At 64.0% G+C, this 15,415-nt stretch carries 14 protein-coding genes and 2 pseudogenes; 9 read left to right on the forward strand and 7 right to left on the reverse strand.

The features are described from left to right. The first annotated feature begins 66 nt into the window (after nt 1–66). A complete protein-coding gene (gene trhP / locus FW796_RS19270; RefSeq protein ID WP_446439810.1) occupies nt 67–1,392 on the forward strand; it encodes a prephenate-dependent tRNA uridine(34) hydroxylase TrhP in 1,326 nt (441 codons plus the stop codon). 48 nt (nt 1,393–1,440) lie between these two features. On the opposite strand, the gene FW796_RS19275 is transcribed toward trhP, so the two are convergent. The 3 genes and pseudogenes from FW796_RS19275 to FW796_RS19285 form a co-directional block, all read right to left on the reverse strand. Then, a complete protein-coding gene (locus FW796_RS19275) occupies nt 1,441–2,262 on the reverse strand; it encodes a methyl-accepting chemotaxis protein (protein ID WP_372242094.1) in 822 nt (273 codons plus the stop codon). Between the two features lie 84 nt (nt 2,263–2,346). Continuing rightward, a pseudogene (locus FW796_RS19280) lies at nt 2,347–3,120 on the reverse strand (cache domain-containing protein); the annotation flags it as partial. Nucleotides 3,121–3,310: 190 nt separating this feature from the next. Next, entirely contained in the window at nt 3,311–4,627 is a 1,317-nt protein-coding gene (locus FW796_RS19285) for a Na+/H+ antiporter family protein (RefSeq protein ID WP_346635205.1), read from the reverse strand. 1,403 nt (nt 4,628–6,030) lie between these two features. Here FW796_RS19285 and FW796_RS19290 point away from each other — a divergent pair. Continuing rightward, nucleotides 6,031–6,177 (forward strand): annotated as a pseudogene (locus FW796_RS19290) (HAMP domain-containing protein); the annotation flags it as partial. Nucleotides 6,178–6,279: 102 nt separating this feature from the next. After that, a complete protein-coding gene (locus FW796_RS19295) occupies nt 6,280–7,035 on the forward strand; it encodes a methyl-accepting chemotaxis protein (RefSeq protein WP_404940064.1) in 756 nt (251 codons plus the stop codon). A gap of 121 nt (nt 7,036–7,156) precedes the next feature. Here the strand turns inward: FW796_RS19295 and FW796_RS19300 are convergent, their stop codons facing one another. Genes FW796_RS19300 through FW796_RS19315 form a run of 4 tightly spaced genes read right to left on the reverse strand, consistent with a single transcriptional unit; the run spans nt 7,157 to nt 9,769 of the window. Then, nucleotides 7,157–8,470: a sensor histidine kinase gene (locus tag FW796_RS19300; RefSeq protein ID WP_446439811.1), complete on the reverse strand. Its 1,314-nt coding sequence runs from the start codon at nt 8,468–8,470 to the stop codon at nt 7,157–7,159. After that, nucleotides 8,467–9,135, reverse strand: a complete 669-nt coding sequence (locus FW796_RS19305) for a response regulator transcription factor (protein ID WP_123727854.1) — start codon at nt 9,133–9,135, stop codon at nt 8,467–8,469. Before FW796_RS19305 ends, FW796_RS19300 begins: the two co-directional genes overlap by 4 nt. Continuing rightward, nucleotides 9,135–9,437, reverse strand: a complete 303-nt coding sequence (locus FW796_RS19310; protein ID WP_402887585.1) for a PepSY domain-containing protein — start codon at nt 9,435–9,437, stop codon at nt 9,135–9,137. Before FW796_RS19310 ends, FW796_RS19305 begins: the two co-directional genes overlap by 1 nt. An 11-nt stretch (nt 9,438–9,448) precedes the next feature. Then, nucleotides 9,449–9,769: a PepSY domain-containing protein gene (locus FW796_RS19315; RefSeq protein WP_346635168.1), complete on the reverse strand. Its 321-nt coding sequence runs from the start codon at nt 9,767–9,769 to the stop codon at nt 9,449–9,451. 161 nt (nt 9,770–9,930) lie between these two features. Here FW796_RS19315 and FW796_RS19320 point away from each other — a divergent pair, with 161 nt between their 5' ends. The 6 genes from FW796_RS19320 (at nt 9,931) to FW796_RS19345 (ending at nt 15,358) form a co-directional block, all read left to right on the forward strand. Further along, nucleotides 9,931–11,010, forward strand: coding sequence for a patatin-like phospholipase family protein (locus tag FW796_RS19320; RefSeq protein WP_346635169.1), 1,080 nt, complete (start codon nt 9,931–9,933; stop codon nt 11,008–11,010). Nucleotides 11,011–11,140: 130 nt separating this feature from the next. Further along, the gene (gene queD / locus FW796_RS19325) at nt 11,141–11,497 is read left to right on the forward strand and encodes a 6-carboxytetrahydropterin synthase QueD (protein ID WP_011062303.1); all 357 of its coding nucleotides are present in this window, start codon (nt 11,141–11,143) and stop codon (nt 11,495–11,497) included. Between the two features lie 34 nt (nt 11,498–11,531). After that, on the forward strand, nt 11,532–12,038 hold the full coding sequence (locus FW796_RS19330; protein ID WP_346635170.1) for a nucleoside 2-deoxyribosyltransferase: 507 nt from the start codon (nt 11,532–11,534) through the stop codon (nt 12,036–12,038). Between the two features lie 146 nt (nt 12,039–12,184). Continuing rightward, nucleotides 12,185–13,039 (forward strand): MurR/RpiR family transcriptional regulator, encoded by an 855-nt coding sequence (locus tag FW796_RS19335; protein ID WP_446439812.1) that lies wholly within the window; start codon nt 12,185–12,187, stop codon nt 13,037–13,039. A 32-nt stretch (nt 13,040–13,071) separates the two neighbouring features. Then, a complete protein-coding gene (ddpX, locus tag FW796_RS19340; RefSeq protein WP_123727847.1) occupies nt 13,072–13,629 on the forward strand; it encodes a D-alanyl-D-alanine dipeptidase in 558 nt (185 codons plus the stop codon). A gap of 151 nt (nt 13,630–13,780) precedes the next feature. Then, the gene (locus FW796_RS19345; RefSeq protein WP_346635173.1) at nt 13,781–15,358 is read left to right on the forward strand and encodes an ABC transporter substrate-binding protein; all 1,578 of its coding nucleotides are present in this window, start codon (nt 13,781–13,783) and stop codon (nt 15,356–15,358) included. Nucleotides 15,359–15,415 lie beyond the last annotated feature (57 nt).

Genomic DNA, 15,415 nt, shown 5'->3' on the forward strand with positions numbered 1-15,415 from the left:
GATCCAGATCAATGAATGCCCGCCAGCACTGGCTTACCCTCGCGACCTTTTGCGACCGACAGCCCCATGACGCTCCTCGCCAAGCCCGAACTCCTGGCCCCCGCCGGCACCCTGAAAAACATGCGCTACGCCTTCGCCTACGGCGCCGATGCGGTGTACGCCGGCCAACCGCGCTACAGCCTGCGGGTACGCAACAACGAATTCGACCACACCAACCTGGCCCTCGGTATCCGCGAGGCCCAGGCCCAGGGCAAGCGTTTCTACGTGGTGGTCAACATCGCCCCGCACAACGCCAAGCTCAAGACCTTTCTCAAGGATCTGGAGCCTGTCATCGAGATGGCCCCGGACGCGCTGATCATGTCCGACCCAGGGCTGATCATGCTGGTGCGCCGGCACTTCCCGGCCATGCCGATCCACCTCTCGGTGCAGGCCAACACGGTGAACTGGGCCAGCGTCGAGTTCTGGCAACTGCAAGGGCTGACCCGGATCATCCTGTCCCGGGAGCTGTCCCTGGAAGAAATCGAAGAAATCCGTCAGAAAGTGCCGGCCATGGAGCTGGAGATCTTCGTCCACGGCGCCCTGTGCATGGCCTATTCCGGACGCTGCCTGCTCTCGGGCTACATGAACAAGCGCGACGCCAACCAGGGCACCTGTACCAATGCCTGCCGCTGGAAATACAAGGCCGAGGAAGCCACCGAGAACAACCTCGGGGAAATCGTCCAGACCTTCCAGCCGGAGCCGACCCTGGGCCTGGGAGCGCCCACCGACCAGGTGTTCCTGCTCCAGGAAGCCAATCGTCCGGACGAGCTGATGCCGGCCTTCGAGGACGAACACGGCACCTACATCATGAATGCCAAGGACCTGCGGGCGGTGCAGCACGTGGAACGCCTGACCCGCATGGGCGTGCACTCGCTGAAGATCGAGGGCCGGACCAAATCGCACTTCTACTGTGCCCGCACCACCCAGGTGTACCGCCGGGCCATCGACGACGCCGCCGCCGGACGCGAGTTCGACCGCAGCCTGATGAACGACCTGGAGTCCCTGGCCCAGCGCGGCTACACCGAAGGCTTCCTGCGGCGCCATGTACATGACGAGTACCAGAACTACCAGAACGGCAGCTCGGTGTCGGAACGCCAGCAGTTCGTCGGTGAACTCACCGGCGAACGCCGTGACCGGCAGGCAGAAGTGAAGGTAAAGAACCGCTTCGCCCTGGGCGATCACATGGAACTGATGACCCCCAAGGGCAACTTCCACTTCGACCTGCACGAACTGCAGAACGCCAAGGGCCAAGCCATCGAAGTCGCTCCGGGGGATGGCCACACCGTGTACCTGCCGATCCCCGATCAGGTGGACCTGCGCTTCGGCCTGTTGATGCGCGACATCAGCGCCTGAGGTACAGCGCTCTGGCCAGCCGCCCCGGGCGGCTGGCTGGGCACAGCATCAGATCCGGAACTGCCCCACCAACCGACCCAGGCGCTGCCCCAGGTCCGCCAGGCTGCGGGAGGTCTGGGCGCCACGCTGGGTTTCATCGGCCACGCTGTCCACCGCTACGGCGATCTGGTGCACGCTGCGGTTGATCTCTTCAGCCACCGCGGTCTGCTCCTCTGCCGCACTGGCGATTTGTGCGTTCATCGAATTGATGGTGCCGATCAGCTGGGCCATGGTGTCCAGCGAGGCACCGGCCTCGTTGGCTTTCACCGAGGTGCCATCGCCGGCATCGCTGGAGCGGCGCATGGCATCCACCGCCACCCGGGTGCCCTGCTGCAGGCGATCGATCATGCCCTGGATTTCCTGGGTGCTTTGCTGGGTACGGCTGGCCAGGGCGCGCACTTCATCGGCGACCACCGCGAAACCACGCCCGGCCTCCCCGGCCCGGGCCGCTTCGATGGCGGCGTTCAAGGCCAGCAGGTTGGTCTGCTCGGCGATGGAGCGGATCACATCCAACACGCTGACAATCGACGACACGTCCTGCTGCAAGCTGTCCAGGGACGTGCCGCTGTTGCGAATATCGCTGACCAGGGCATGGATCTGCTGGATGCTGCCATCCACCACGCGCTTGGCCGCCTGGCCTTCCTCATCGGTCTGTTGCGCCGCCACCGCCGCACCTTGAGCACTGCGGGCCACTTCATGGGCCGCGGAGGACATTTCATTGATCGCCGTGGCCACCTGATCGGTCTCGTGACGCTGACGCTCCATGGCCTGTTCCGAACGCTGGGCCTGATCCGAAACCTGGGTCACCAGCTCGGTGAGCTGCCCGGTCATCTCGGTGATCTGGCGCACCAGACCGTGGATCTTGTCGACAAAACGGTTGAACGAACCGGCCAGATCCCCTAGCTCGTCCTGGCTGGTGATCGCCAGGCGCCGGGTCAGGTCGCCTTCACCGGCGGCGATGTCATCGAGGTTGGCTTTCATCAGGTTCAGCGGCCGCAGCATGGTATTGGCCACCAGCATGCCCAGGGCCGCAATCACCAGCAGCACCACCGCAGCGATCCCGAGAATGCTCAGGACCATGCCTTCCATGCGCTGGTTGACGCTGTCCTGGACTGCAGCCACCTGGGCGTCGATGCCATCGAGATTGACCGAGGTGCCCAGCACCATGTCCCACTTGGGCAGGTACTCGGTGTAACCCAGCTTGGGCACCAGCACGTCGCTGCCCGGCTGAGTGGAGCTGTATTGCACGTAATGGCTGCCGTCCTTGCCCACGCGCACCAGTTCGCGGTTGACGTAAACGCCGTTGGGGTCGCGATTGTCCTTGAAGCTCTTGCCCACGCCGTCCGGGCTGTTGCCCTTGAACAGGCGCACGGTCTCGGAGTCGTAGCCGAAGAAGTAGCCGTCCTTGCCGTACGTGATGTTCGACAGCAGCTTGACCACCTCGGCCCGCGCCGCCTGATCCCCAGGCGCCGCCGCGTCGTACAGCGGCTTGACCGTGTTCAGGGCCACTTCGACATAGCTCTGCAGCGTGGCCTTGGCCTCGCCCAGCAGCCGATGACGGGTTTCCTCGACTTCTTTCTGGGCCTGCTGGCGCAGCATGAACACCGTGCTCAGGCTGATCACCAGCGCAAACAGCAGTACCGGGAGCACCGCCAGGGACAGGACTTTGGCCTTCAGGCTCAAGCGCATAAGGGACTCACTCTTGGTTTTTTATTGGCGTGATAACCGCGTTAACGGCACGCCAAAACAAAAGTTGAGCCTGAACCCGTAGGAGCCGGCTTGCCGGCGAAGAGGCCCTTGAGCCTTGCACCGACCTTGCCGACGCCTTCGCTGGCAAGCGGGCTCCTACACCCCTCCGACTTCTACGAGAGCGAGATAATCAGAGGACCATGGCCGCGACCCAGCCAAAGGCCAGCAGCGGCAGGTTGTAGTGCAGGAAGGTCGGGACCACGGTGTCCCAGATGTGATGGTGCTGGCCGTCGATATTCAGCCCCGAGGTCGGGCCCAGGGTCGAATCCGAGGCCGGCGAGCCCGCGTCACCCAGCGCCCCGGCGGTGCCCACGATGCAGACAATCGCCAACGGGCTGAAACCCAGCTGTACGCACAAGGGCACAAAGATCGCCGCCAGGATCGGCACCGTGGAAAACGACGAGCCGATGCCCATGGTCACCAACAGGCCCACCAGCAACATCAGCAAAGCGCCCACGCCCTTGCTGTGGCCGATCCACGCCGCCGAGGCTTCCACCAGGCTCTTCACCTCGCCGGTGGCCTTCATCACTTCGGCGAACCCCGAAGCGGCGATCATGATGAAGCCGATCATGGCCATCATCTTCATGCCTTCGGTGAACAGGTCGTCAGTCTCGCGCCAGCGCACGATGCCCGACACCGAGAAAATCAGGAAGCCGCACAAAGCCCCGATAATCATCGAGTCCAGCAACAACTGGATCACGAACGCAGCGATGATCGCCAGGCCCGCCACCAACAGGGTCCGCGGGTTGTACTGCACCGCCACCTGCTCGACTTTCTCGATCCGGTCCAGGTCATAGATGCGCTTCTTGCGGTAGCTGACAAAGGCCAGCAGCAAGCCGCAGAGCATGCCCAGGGCCGGAATACCCATGGCGTGAGTGACATTGACCTGGCTGATGTCCACGCCGCTGCGGGCCACGTTGGCCAGGAGGATTTCATTGAGGAAGATGTTGCCGAAACCCACCGGCAGGAACATGTAGGGGGTGATCAGGCCGAAGGTGATGACACAGGCGATCAACCGCCGATCCAGCTGCAACTTGGTCAGTACATAGAGCAGCGGCGGCACCAGCAGTGGAATGAAGGCAATGTGGATCGGCAGGATGTTCTGCGAGGCAATCGCCACCACCCACAACAGGCCGATCAGCAGCCATTTGACCTGGCCGCCGCCGTGGGCGTCCTGGCGATCCACCAGTATCAGGATCTTGTCCGCCAGGGCATGGGCCAGGCCGGACTTGGCGATGGCCACGGCGAAAGCGCCGAGCAAGGCGTAGGACAGGGCCACGGTGGCACCACCACCCAAACCGCTGTTGAACGCCTTGAGGGTGGCCTCGATCCCCAGGCCGCCCGTCAAACCGCCCACCAGGGCACCAATGATCAGGGCGATCACTACATGCACGCGGGACAGGCTGAGCACCAGCATCACGCCAACCGCGGCAATTACTGCGTTAATCATCGTTACCTCATTACTGCGCCGCTAAAAATGGCGCAAAAGCCTGTGACCGACCGGAAGGCAGCGGACTGCCGACATCGAAATGAAAGAGGTTCTTATTAGGGGCGCGCACTTTGCAGCAGCAGGCCCGGCTTGTCAAAACCCCAATCCCGGTGAAGCCCAAGACAGCGCGGCTTATTTCGAACAAGCGTTTAAAGAACACCGTTCGTCGGCCGTTACAGTGCAAAGTCTCAGATATTTATCGAATAAAGGACGCCTCCATGTCGCTCAGACAACTTTCCATCCAATGGAAGATCACCCTGCTGGCCGGACTCTGCCTGTTGGGCATCGTGTCGCTGTTGGTGGGACTTTCGCTGTATCGCATGGAGCACAGCTCCGAGCGGGTGAAAGCGTCGAGCATGGAGATGCTCAATGAAGCGGCCCAGGCCCGGATCGAAGCCCAGGGTGAAGTCCAGGCACTGGGCATTCGCCAACAGTTCATGGACGCCTATCAATACGGCCACGGCTTTTCCCGCCAGGTGCTGTTCCTGCGGGAACAGGCCGAGAAACGCTTCCTTGACGCCTTCGACCTGCGCGAAGACCTGACCCGCCAGGTCAAGTCGGCGTTGCAGGCCAATCCCGACCTGCTGGGCCTGTCCCTGGTGTTCGAAGCCAACGCCCTGGATGGCAAGGACGAGTTGTTCAGCGGCCAGAGCGAGCTGGGCAGCAACGAAAAAGGCCGCTTCGCCCTGTACTGGTCACAGCCCACCCCAGGCAAGCTGACCTCCATGTCGCTGCCGGAAAGCGACATGAGCGACACCCGCAGCGGGCCCAGCGGCCAGCCGGCCAATGCCTGGTTCACCTGCCCGCGCAGCACCCTCAAGCCCTGCGTGATCGAGCCCTACTTCTATGACATCGACGGCCAGAAGGTGCTGATGACCAGCATCGTCTTCCCGCTCCTGGTGAACGGCAAAGTCATCGCCTCGCTGTCGGTGGACATCAACCTCAACAGCCTGCAGGCCATCAGCCGCAATGCCAGCCAGAAGCTCTACGCCGGCCAGACCAGCGTCAGCATCCTCAGCCCGGTAGGCCTGCTGGCCGGCCATAGCCCGGATGCCGGCAAGCTCAGCCAGCGCCTGGACAGCGTCGACAGCGTCAACGGCGCGCAACTGATCCGCCAACTGGCCAGCAGCCCAGAGACCCACAGCCTGCACAGCAATCAGAAACTCAAGGTCCTCGCCCCCTTCACTCCGATCCCTGGCGGCCAGCCCTGGGGCGTGCTGCTGGATGTGCCGGAAAAGGTCCTGGTGGGTCCGGCCGAAGCCTTGAAAAGCGAACTGGACGCCAGCAACAGCAGCGGCACCCTGATGGAACTGGGCCTGGGCCTGCTGGCTGCCTTGGTGGGCCTGCTGCTGGTGTGGCTGATGGCGCGCAGCGTGACCCGGCCGATTCTCGGTGTGGCCCACATGCTCGAAGACATCGCCAGCGGCGAAGGCGACCTGACCCGGCGCCTGGCGTACAACAATAAGGACGAGCTGGGGCAACTGGCCGGCTGGTTCAACCGTTTCCTCGACAAGCTGCAGCCGATCATTGCCGAAGTAAAACGCTCGGTGCAGGACGCCCGCGGCACCGCCGACCAGTCATCGGCCATCGCCACCCAGACCAGCGCCGGGATGGAACAGCAGTATCGTCAGGTGGATCAGGTGGCCACTGCCTCCCATGAAATGAGCGCCACCGCCCAGGACGTGGCCCGCAGTGCGGCCCAGGCGGCTCAAGCGGCGCGGGATGCCGACCAGGCCACGCAACAGGGCCTGAGCGTGATCGACCGCACCACCCGCAGCATCGACCAACTGGCCGCCGACATGAGCGCCGCCATGACCCAGGTCGAAGGTCTGGCTGCCAACAGCGAACAGATCGGCACGGTACTGGAAGTGATCCGCTCGATTGCCGAGCAGACCAACCTGCTGGCCCTCAACGCCGCCATCGAAGCAGCCCGCGCCGGGGAAGCCGGGCGCGGTTTCGCGGTGGTCGCCGACGAGGTGCGCAACCTGGCCCGACGCACCCAGGAATCGGTGGAGGAAACCCGCCAAGTGATCGAACAACTGCAAACCGGCACCCGGGACGTGGTGGGCTCCATGAACAGCAGCCATCGCCAGGCCCAGGGCAGCGTCGAACAAGTGGGGCAGGCCGTGACCGCCTTGCGCCAGATCGGCGACGCGGTGACGGTGATCAGCGACATGAACCTGCAGATTGCCAGCGCCGCCGAACAGCAGAGCGCAGTGGCCGAGGAGATCAACAGCAACGTGGCGACCATTCGTGACGTCACCGAATCCCTGTCGGAACAAGCCAATGAATCGGCGCGGGTCAGCCAGTCCCTCAACAGCCTGGCCAACCAGCAACAGAGCCTGATGGATCAGTTCCGCGTCTGAACAGAGGCAACGGGCTTAAGGTGACGGTGGCCGCAAAGCCCACTGTCACAGGAAGGCGCTGACGGTGGCACGAGGACTTGCTCGCGCCGGACCGCACAGCAGCCCTCCCCGGCCCGTCGACCTAGCGCCTGGGCAGTGCGATTTCGACCCGCAAGCCACCCAGCGCGCTCTCCTCCAGGCTCAGGGTTGCGCCCCACGCTTCAACGATATCCCGCACGATGCCCAGGCCCAGGCCGTGGCCATCGGTCTGCTCATCCAGACGCGCTCCGCGACTGAACACTTCACTGCGCCGCTCCTTGGGAATCCCCGGGCCATCGTCGTCCACCGCCAGGAAGAACCCCGTGGCCCGCTCCTCGACACTCAGGCGTACCTGGGCATCGGCCCATTTGCAGGCGTTGTCCAGCAGGTTGCCCAGCAGCTCCAGCAGGTCCTCGCGATCCCAGGGCAGGCGCAACCCGGGCGCCGCCTGAAAACTCAGGTCCAGATGCTCGCCGTGGATCATGTTCAAGGTGGCCAGCAATCCCGGCAGTTCGGCATCACATTCAAACAAGGCGCCGGGCAAGGCATCGCCGGCCAAGCGCGCACGATTGAGTTCGCGATTGAGCCGTTGCTGCACCTGTTCCAGTTGCTCCTGAAGCATCCGCTGCACCTCAGGATGCCCTTGCAGTTTCGCCCCGCTGGCCAAGCTCAGCAGCACCGCCAACGGCGTCTTCAACGCGTGCCCGAGGTTACCCAGGGCATTGCGTGAACGCTTGAGGCTGTCCTCGGTGTGGGCCAGCAAATGGTTGATCTGCGCCACCAGCGGCTCCAGTTCAACCGGCACCTGGGCATCCAACTGCGAGCGCTGGCCTTGCTGCAACTGGGCAATCTGCTCCCGTGCGGTCTCCAGGGGGCGCAAGGCGCGGCGCACGGTTATCCGCTGCAGCAACAGGATCAGCAGCAACCCCGCCAGCCCCAGGCCAAGGCCGACCTGACGCATGCGCTGGAAGCTCTCGCGTACGGGGGTGTAGTCCTGGGCCACGCTGATGGAGATCGATTGCCCGAGGCGCTTGTAGTCACTGCGCAACACCAGCAGTTGCTGCCCTTCCGGCCCCAGTTGCAGGTTGCTTTGCAAGCCGGCGCGCTCCAGCTGCGGCAGTTCCTGATCCCACAGGGATCGGGAACGCCAATGCACATCGGCGAAATCGATACGGAAGTAATGCCCGGAAAAAGGCCGTTGATAGGCGGGCGACAGACGACGCTCGTCCAGTTGCAAACCTTGAGGACCTCTTACCAGCGCCAACAGCAGACTCTCGCTGTCTTCCCGAAGACCCGCCTCCAGGTAGCGTTGCAGGCCCACTTCGAACAGCCAGAGGCTGGTCTGCGCCAGCACCAGGCCAACCACCACCATCACCGTGATCAGGCCCAGGCTCAGACGGCGCTGGATCGACCTCACGAATCACTCCCGCCGAACAGGTAGCCCTGGCCACGGCGGGTTTCGATCACACTGCGCCCCAGCTTGCGCCGCAGGTGATTGACGTGGACTTCAAGGACATTGGAATCGCGTTCGGTTTCACCGTCGTACAGGTGTTCGGCCAGGTGGCTTTTGGACAGGATCTGCTGCGGGTGCAGCATGAAGTAGCGCAACAGGCGAAATTCCGCGGCGGTCAGCAACACGTCCTGGCCATCGCGGACCACGCATTGGCGGCCTTCATCCAGATGCAGCCCGGCGGCCTGCAAGGTCTGCTGATTGGCCTGGCCGTGGGAGCGACGCAACAGCGCCTGCACCCGCAAGTGCAGCTCCTCGGGGTGAAAGGGCTTGCTCAGGTAATCATCGGCGCCGGCCTTCAGACCTTCGATACGCTCGGCCCAGGAGCCGCGGGCGGTGAGGATCAGCACCGGGGTCGCCAGGCCACCGGCACGCCATTGACGCAGCACATCGAGTCCCGGGACCCCGGGCAGGCCGAGGTCGAGAATGATCAGGTCATAGGGTTCACTGGCGCCCTGGTACAGGGCATCGCGGCCGTCGGCCAGCCAGTCCACCGCGTAGCCCTGAAGTTTCAGGCCCTCCAGCAGTTCATCCGCCAGGGATACGTGATCTTCCACCACAAGCAGGCGCATCAGTCATCTTCCTCATCTTTCAACAGGCGCCCAGTGGCGGCATCCAGATCCAGCTCGCGGACCACGCCGTCCACGGTCAACAGCTCGACCTCGTAAATGTACACATCATGTTTTTCTTCCAGTTCGGCTTCCAGCAGCCTGGCACCGGGATAGCGGTCCATGGCCTGCTGCAGCAGTTGCTCCAGAGGCAGGATCACCCCCCGCTGGCGCAGGCGCAGGGCCTCGTCCTGGTCCAGGTCGCGGGCCACGGCCAGGGAGCAGAATAGCAACAGCGCCAGGGCCGCCCGGCTGCCGGCGCGCATCGTCGAGTTCATTAAGTGTCCTGATGGTCCTTGAGTACCTGGCCGGTCACCGCGTCCAGTTCCAGGTCCCACTCCAGCCCTTGCGGATCGCGCAGTTCAACCTGGTAGATGTACTTGCCGTACTCCTCTTCCAGCTCGGTTTCACTGATGCTCGCCCCAGGATGCCGGGACAGGGCCGTGGCATTGAGTTTTTCAAAGGACACAATGGTACCAGCGTCGCGCAGCCTCAGGGCTTCGTCCGGGCCCAGGTCCCGGGCATGGGCGAGGCTGGCGGCCAGGCTGGTGGTCAGAGCAATCAGGCTGGCGCCGAACAGCGCGGTCAGGGTTTTCATGGCAGGTCTCCAAGGTCAGTGGCCAAAGGCCGATGACGCCGACGATACCCAAGGCAACTTAATTGAAACTGAATGGCCATCATGGGCCTGACACAAGTTTCACTCGGCCCGCAGCGGCGGGGTTCTCTATACTCGGCGGCTGATTCAAGAGTGAGCCCGGTATGACCGCCATCCATATCAAGTTTCCCGCCCTGTCCCTCAAGGCCGGCCCCCGCGCCCTGGCCCGCATCCGTCGTCAAGGCCTGCACGCCGGCGAAGTCGGCACCTTGCCGGGCGCCGCCGGCGGGCCCAAGGCCCTGGGCATTCAGGGGCTGGACCTGGCGCTGTTCGGTGAATGGTTGCCCGCAGTCCCCCGTGAGCGTTCGTTGATCGGCGCGTCGGTGGGTTCCTGGCGCTTTGCCAGCGCCTGCCTGCCGGACGCCGCCGAAGGCATCCGCCGCCTGGGCCAGCTGTACAACGCCCAGAGTTTCGCCAAGGGCGTGACCATGGCGCAGATCAGCCAGAGCTCCCGGCGCATGCTCGACGACCTGCTCGATGGCCGCGACGCTTCGATCCTCGACAACCCCCACTACCGGCTCAACATCATGGTGGTCAAGAGCCACGGCCTGCTGGCGGACGATCACCGCGCACGCCTCGGCCTGGGCCTGTCCTCGGTGATCGCCGACAACCTGCGGGGCCGCGCGCGCCTGTCCCGGCACTTCGAGCGCCTGGTGCTGCACGACCCGCGCCTGGCGCCGCCGCTGCTGGCCCTGGAAGACTTCCCCTCGCGCTTTGTGCCCCTGGACCGCGGCAACCTGCGCCAGGCCCTGCTGGCCTCGGGCTCGATTCCCATGGTCATGCAGGGCGTGCGCGAACTGCCCGGCGCCGGGGCCGGCACCTTCCGCGACGGCGGCCTGCTGGACTACCACCTCGACCTGCCCTACAGCGGCAGCGACATCGTGCTCTACCCGCACTTCACCGACCGGGTGATTCCCGGCTGGTTCGACAAGACCCTGCCCTGGCGCCGGGCCAGCCCGGAGCGCCTGCGGGACGTCTTGCTGCTGGCGCCGTCGAAGGAGTACCTGGCGCGCCTGCCCTATGGCAAGCTGCCGGACCGCAACGACTTCAAGCGCTTCATGGGCGACGACGCCAGCCGGCAGAAATACTGGCGCAGCGCCATGGACGAAAGCCGGCGCCTGGGGGACGAGTTTCTCGAACTGGCGGCGCAGAACCGCCTGGGCGAGCGCTTGCAAAGCCTGTAAGTCCAGAGCTGCGCTGCGCACTGACCCTTTAGTCAGGGTTTTTCCGCAGCCTTGGGGCCAAGCTGATAAACTCGCCGCCTGCCTCAACTCGCCCCCCGGCGATCGCCATCTGACAGAGCTGACCGACACTGTGGAAATCTTCAAAGAGTTTACCTTCGAATCCGCCCATCGCCTGCCTTTCGTGCCCGAGGGCCACAAGTGCGGTCGCCTCCATGGCCACTCGTTCAAGGTGGCGATCCACCTCAGCGGCGAGGTCGACGCGCACACCGGCTGGATCCGCGACTTCTCGGAAATCAAGGCCATCTTCAAGCCGCTCTACGAGCGTCTGGACCACAACTACCTGAACGACATTCCCGGCCTGGAAAACCCCACCAGCGAGGTCCTGGCCAAATGGATCTGGAACGAGCTCAAGCCCCTGCTGCCGGAGCTTTCGGCGATTCGTATCCACGAAACCTGCACCAGCGGCTGCATCTATCGCGGCGAATAAGCCGAACCATCTGCAGGTCGCAAGGAAGCTGGCCATGAGCCCACGTATCTACCTCGCCGGGTTCGATGTGTTTCGCAGCGACGCCCAGGCCCATGGCGAGTACCTCAAGCGACTGTGCAGCGTTCAGGGCCTGCACGGTCTGTTCCCCCTGGACAACCAGGCCCCGCAGAACCTCTCGCCAGACGCCACCGCGCAGTGGATCTGCCAGCAGAACCTGGCCATGATCCGCGACTGCGACGCCCTGCTGGCCAACCTCAACGACTTTCGCGGCCTGGAGCCGGATTCCGGCACCGCCTTCGAAGTGGGTGCGGCGATCGCCCTGGGCAAGCCGGTGTGGGCCTACTTCAGCGGCCCCGCGACCCTGCGCCAGCAGGTGCCCCACGATGACGCCGGGCGCGACGCCCAGGGTTTTGCGGTAGAAGACTTCAACCTGCCGCGCAACCTGATGCTGGCCTGCAGCTGGAGCGGTCGCAGCACCTGTGTGGAAGCCGCCATCAGCGACCTCGGGCGCTGGCTGAACGCTTCCCCTGCACCTCGCTGAGATAGCCAGCAACGTCACTTTCTGCCGAAAACGACCACCCCGGACAAAAGCCTTGTTTTGTCGCGAAAGCCGATGTTATGTTTCTAACACAGGCTACAAAAATGAAACCTTGATAACATTTTCCGCGAACGCCTTGCGAGATCGTCATGGACAAGAACAGTTTCCAAGTCACCCTGGAACAGCAGTTTGCAAGCCTGACGCCCACCGGCAAGCGCATCGCTACCTATCTGTTGGCCAACCTCCAGCAACTGCCCTTCGAGACCGCTGACAGCATCGCCCAGCAAGCCGGCACCACCGGCATTTCCGTGGGGCGCTTCCTGCGTTCGTTGGGCTACCGCAACCTGGATGACGTCAAGCAAGGCCTGCGCGGCGATGCCCCGGCCTCCTGGCTGATCACCGACCGGCTTGGCGCGTTTCGCAGCGAGGCCCATCAGGACGATGCCCTGGAGCGCTCGATGCATCGTGAGATCGAAGCCATCCAGCACGTCTACGGCCTGGCCCGCAGCCAGCCGTTCGCCGATATCGTGTGGCAGATCGTCGAGGCCGACGCGGTGTTCATCATCGGCATCCAGTCGACCCGGGGCATCCTCAACGCCTTCCACAGCCACCTGGAATACATCCGGCCCAAGGTCTACTACGTCGATGGCCTGTCGGGCATCTATGCCGAGACCCTGAACTCGGGCTTCGCCAAGCCCTACGCGATCATTTCCGACTTCCGCGCCTACTCCGCCATCACCCAGACCTTCTGCGAAGTAGCCAACGCCAATGCCCTGCCCCTGGCCCTGGTCACCGACCTGCAATGCCCTTGGGCCCGGGATTACCCACTGGACCTGCTGCAACTGAAAACCGATGTCGGCCAGTTCTGGGACTCCCTGGCGCCGCTGACCTGCCTGTTCAACCTGATGGTGTCCGCCGTGGCCGAGGGCTATGGCGAACGTCTGGACCAGCGCCTGGCGAAGAACCGTCAGTTGCAGGAAGCCTTCGGCCAGTTCGAGTCCTGACCTTCAAGCGTTAACCCAGATGGAGTGAGTGAGTGAACAACAGCCCCCTTGTCGAAATCGACGCCCAGCGCCACCAACTTGAAATCGACCTGATCTACGCCAGCGCCGACAACCTGGCCGGTCAGGTGATCTACCGCAACGCCCGCTGCCTGCTGCACAAGGACGCCGCCGCCTGCCTGTACAAGGCCAGCCAGCTGGCGCGCATGGCCGGCCTGGGCCTGCGCATCTACGACGCCTATCGCCCGGCCTACGCCCAGCAGCTGCTGTGGCAGGCCCTGCCCAATCCGGACTACGTGCGCGACCCACGCCTGGGCTCGCACCACACCCGGGGCGTGGCCGTGGACCTGACCCTGGTGGATGAAACCGGCCAGCCCCTGGACATGGGCACCGCCTTCGATGCAATGGAGCCCAAGTCGCACCAGTTCTACAGCGACCTGCCGCCCCAGGTGCAGCGCAATCGCCTGCTGCTGCTGGGGATCATGCTCAGCGCCGGCTTCGAGGCGATCCCCACCGAATGGTGGCACTACGAGCTGCCCAACGCCGAGGACTTCCCCCTGATCCAGGAGCACGACCAGCCCTTCGAACACTGATCTCCCGTTCCCCAGCCGGCCACAACAACAGGCAGCCCACTGCCCCAAGCCGGTCGTTACCCGCCACACCGCTTCAGCTCCAACTGCCCGGTTATAGCTTTTATAAAAAACCTGACGAACTTCCCAACATCGAATGATCAAGGAAACCGGCATGACCCCAAATCTGCGCAATTACCCTGATGTGCGTCTGTCCACCCGTGTCGCCCTGTCGCTGCTGTGCGCCGCCCTGAGCCTGGGGGCCTGGCAGGCGGCCAGCGCCGCTGCGCCCAAGGACACCCTGATGATCGGCAAGGCCGCCGACCCGCAGACCCTCGACCCGGCCGTGACCATCGACAACAACGACTGGGCCGTGACCTACCCGGCCTACCAGAAGCTGGTGACCTACAAGGTCGAGAACGGCAAAGGCAGCACCGAAGTCCAGGGCGACCTGGCCGAGAGTTGGAGCACCTCCGCCGACAACCTGACCTGGGACTTCAAACTCAAGCCCGGCAACAAGTTCGACGACGGCAAGCCGGTGGACGCTGCGGCAGTGAAGTTTTCCTTCGAGCGCCTGATGCAGCTCAAACAGGGCCCGTCCGGGGCCTTCCCGGATGACATGAGCGTGGCCGTGGTCGATCCGCTGACCGTGCGCTTCACCCTGAAGAAGCCCTATGCGCCCTTCCTCTACACCCTGGCCCACAACGGCGGCGGCATCATCAACCCGGACGTGGCCAACAAGGGTGAGGACGTCAATGCCTACCTGTCGACCCACACCGCCGGCTCCGGGGCCTTCCGCCTGAGCAACTGGCAGAAGGGCCAGTCGCTGACGCTGGAGCCCAACAGCTATTACGCCGGCCCCAAGCCGAGCCTGAACAAGGTGGTGATCAAGATCATCAGCGAAGCCTCGGTGCGCCGCCTGCAACTGGAACGCGGCGACCTGGACATCATCGAGGACATGCCCGAAGACCAGCTCGGCACCCTGGCCGGCAAGTCCGGGGTGGTGATCCAGACCTTCCCCTCGCTGCGGGTCAATTACCTGTACCTGAACAACCAGCGCGCGCCCCTGGACAACGTCGAGGCACGCCAGGCGCTGGTCCAGGCCATCGACTACAAGGGCATCGTCGACGGCATCCTCAAGGGCCAGGCCAAGCTGATGAACGGGCCGATCCCAGACGGCATGTGGGCCCACGACCCGAGCCTGCCGCTGATGCAGCAGAACCTCGACGGCGCCAAGGCCAGCCTGGCCAAGGTCCCGCAGAAGATCAGCAATCTGACCTACCTGTACTCGGACAAGGACGCCAACTGGGAGTCCATCGGCCTGACCCTGCAAGCGGGCCTGGCGCCCCTGGGCATCAACCTGAAGATGGAGAAACTGGCCAACGCCACCATGCGTGAACGGGTCGGCAAGGGTGACTACGACGTGGCCATCGGCTCCTGGAGCCCGGACTTCGCCGATCCCTACATGTTCATGAACTTCTGGTTCGACTCCAGCCTCCAGGGCTTGCCGGGCAACCGCTCGTTCTACAGCAACCCCGAGGTCGACAGCCTGATCCGCGAGGCGGCGGCCACCAACGACACCGCCAAGCGCATCGAGCTGTACCAGAAGGCGCAGAAGATCGTCCTCAAGGACAACGTCTACGCCTACCTGTACCAGAAGAACTACAGCCTGCCGATGCGCGATTCGGTGAAGGGCTACGTGTTCCATCCGATGCTGGAGCAGGTGTTCAACATCGCCGAAATCAGCAAGTAGGACCGGCCCTGCGATCCCCGTCGCCGGCCCCTGAACCGGGCCGGCGACGGGCTGCCG

Source organism: Pseudomonas sp. 910_21 (assembly GCF_052850735.1).

What these genes read in the sequence shown, in the direction of transcription:
- trhP (WP_446439810.1), top strand. Translation starts at nt 67, where the DNA reads ATGACGCTCCTCGCCAAGCCCGAACTCCTGGCCCCCGCCGGCACCCTG.
- FW796_RS19275 (WP_372242094.1), bottom strand. Translation starts at nt 2,262, where the DNA reads ATGACCGGGCAGCTCACCGAGCTGGTGACCCAGGTTTCGGATCAGGCC.
- FW796_RS19295 (WP_404940064.1), top strand. Translation starts at nt 6,280, where the DNA reads ATGGAACAGCAGTATCGTCAGGTGGATCAGGTGGCCACTGCCTCCCAT.
- FW796_RS19305 (WP_123727854.1), bottom strand. Translation starts at nt 9,135, where the DNA reads ATGCGCCTGCTTGTGGTGGAAGATCACGTATCCCTGGCGGATGAACTG.
- FW796_RS19310 (WP_402887585.1), bottom strand. Translation starts at nt 9,437, where the DNA reads ATGCGCGCCGGCAGCCGGGCGGCCCTGGCGCTGTTGCTATTCTGCTCC.
- FW796_RS19315 (WP_346635168.1), bottom strand. Translation starts at nt 9,769, where the DNA reads ATGAAAACCCTGACCGCGCTGTTCGGCGCCAGCCTGATTGCTCTGACC.
- FW796_RS19320 (WP_346635169.1), top strand. Translation starts at nt 9,931, where the DNA reads ATGACCGCCATCCATATCAAGTTTCCCGCCCTGTCCCTCAAGGCCGGC.
- FW796_RS19330 (WP_346635170.1), top strand. Translation starts at nt 11,532, where the DNA reads ATGAGCCCACGTATCTACCTCGCCGGGTTCGATGTGTTTCGCAGCGAC.
- FW796_RS19335 (WP_446439812.1), top strand. Translation starts at nt 12,185, where the DNA reads ATGGACAAGAACAGTTTCCAAGTCACCCTGGAACAGCAGTTTGCAAGC.
- FW796_RS19345 (WP_346635173.1), top strand. Translation starts at nt 13,781, where the DNA reads ATGACCCCAAATCTGCGCAATTACCCTGATGTGCGTCTGTCCACCCGT.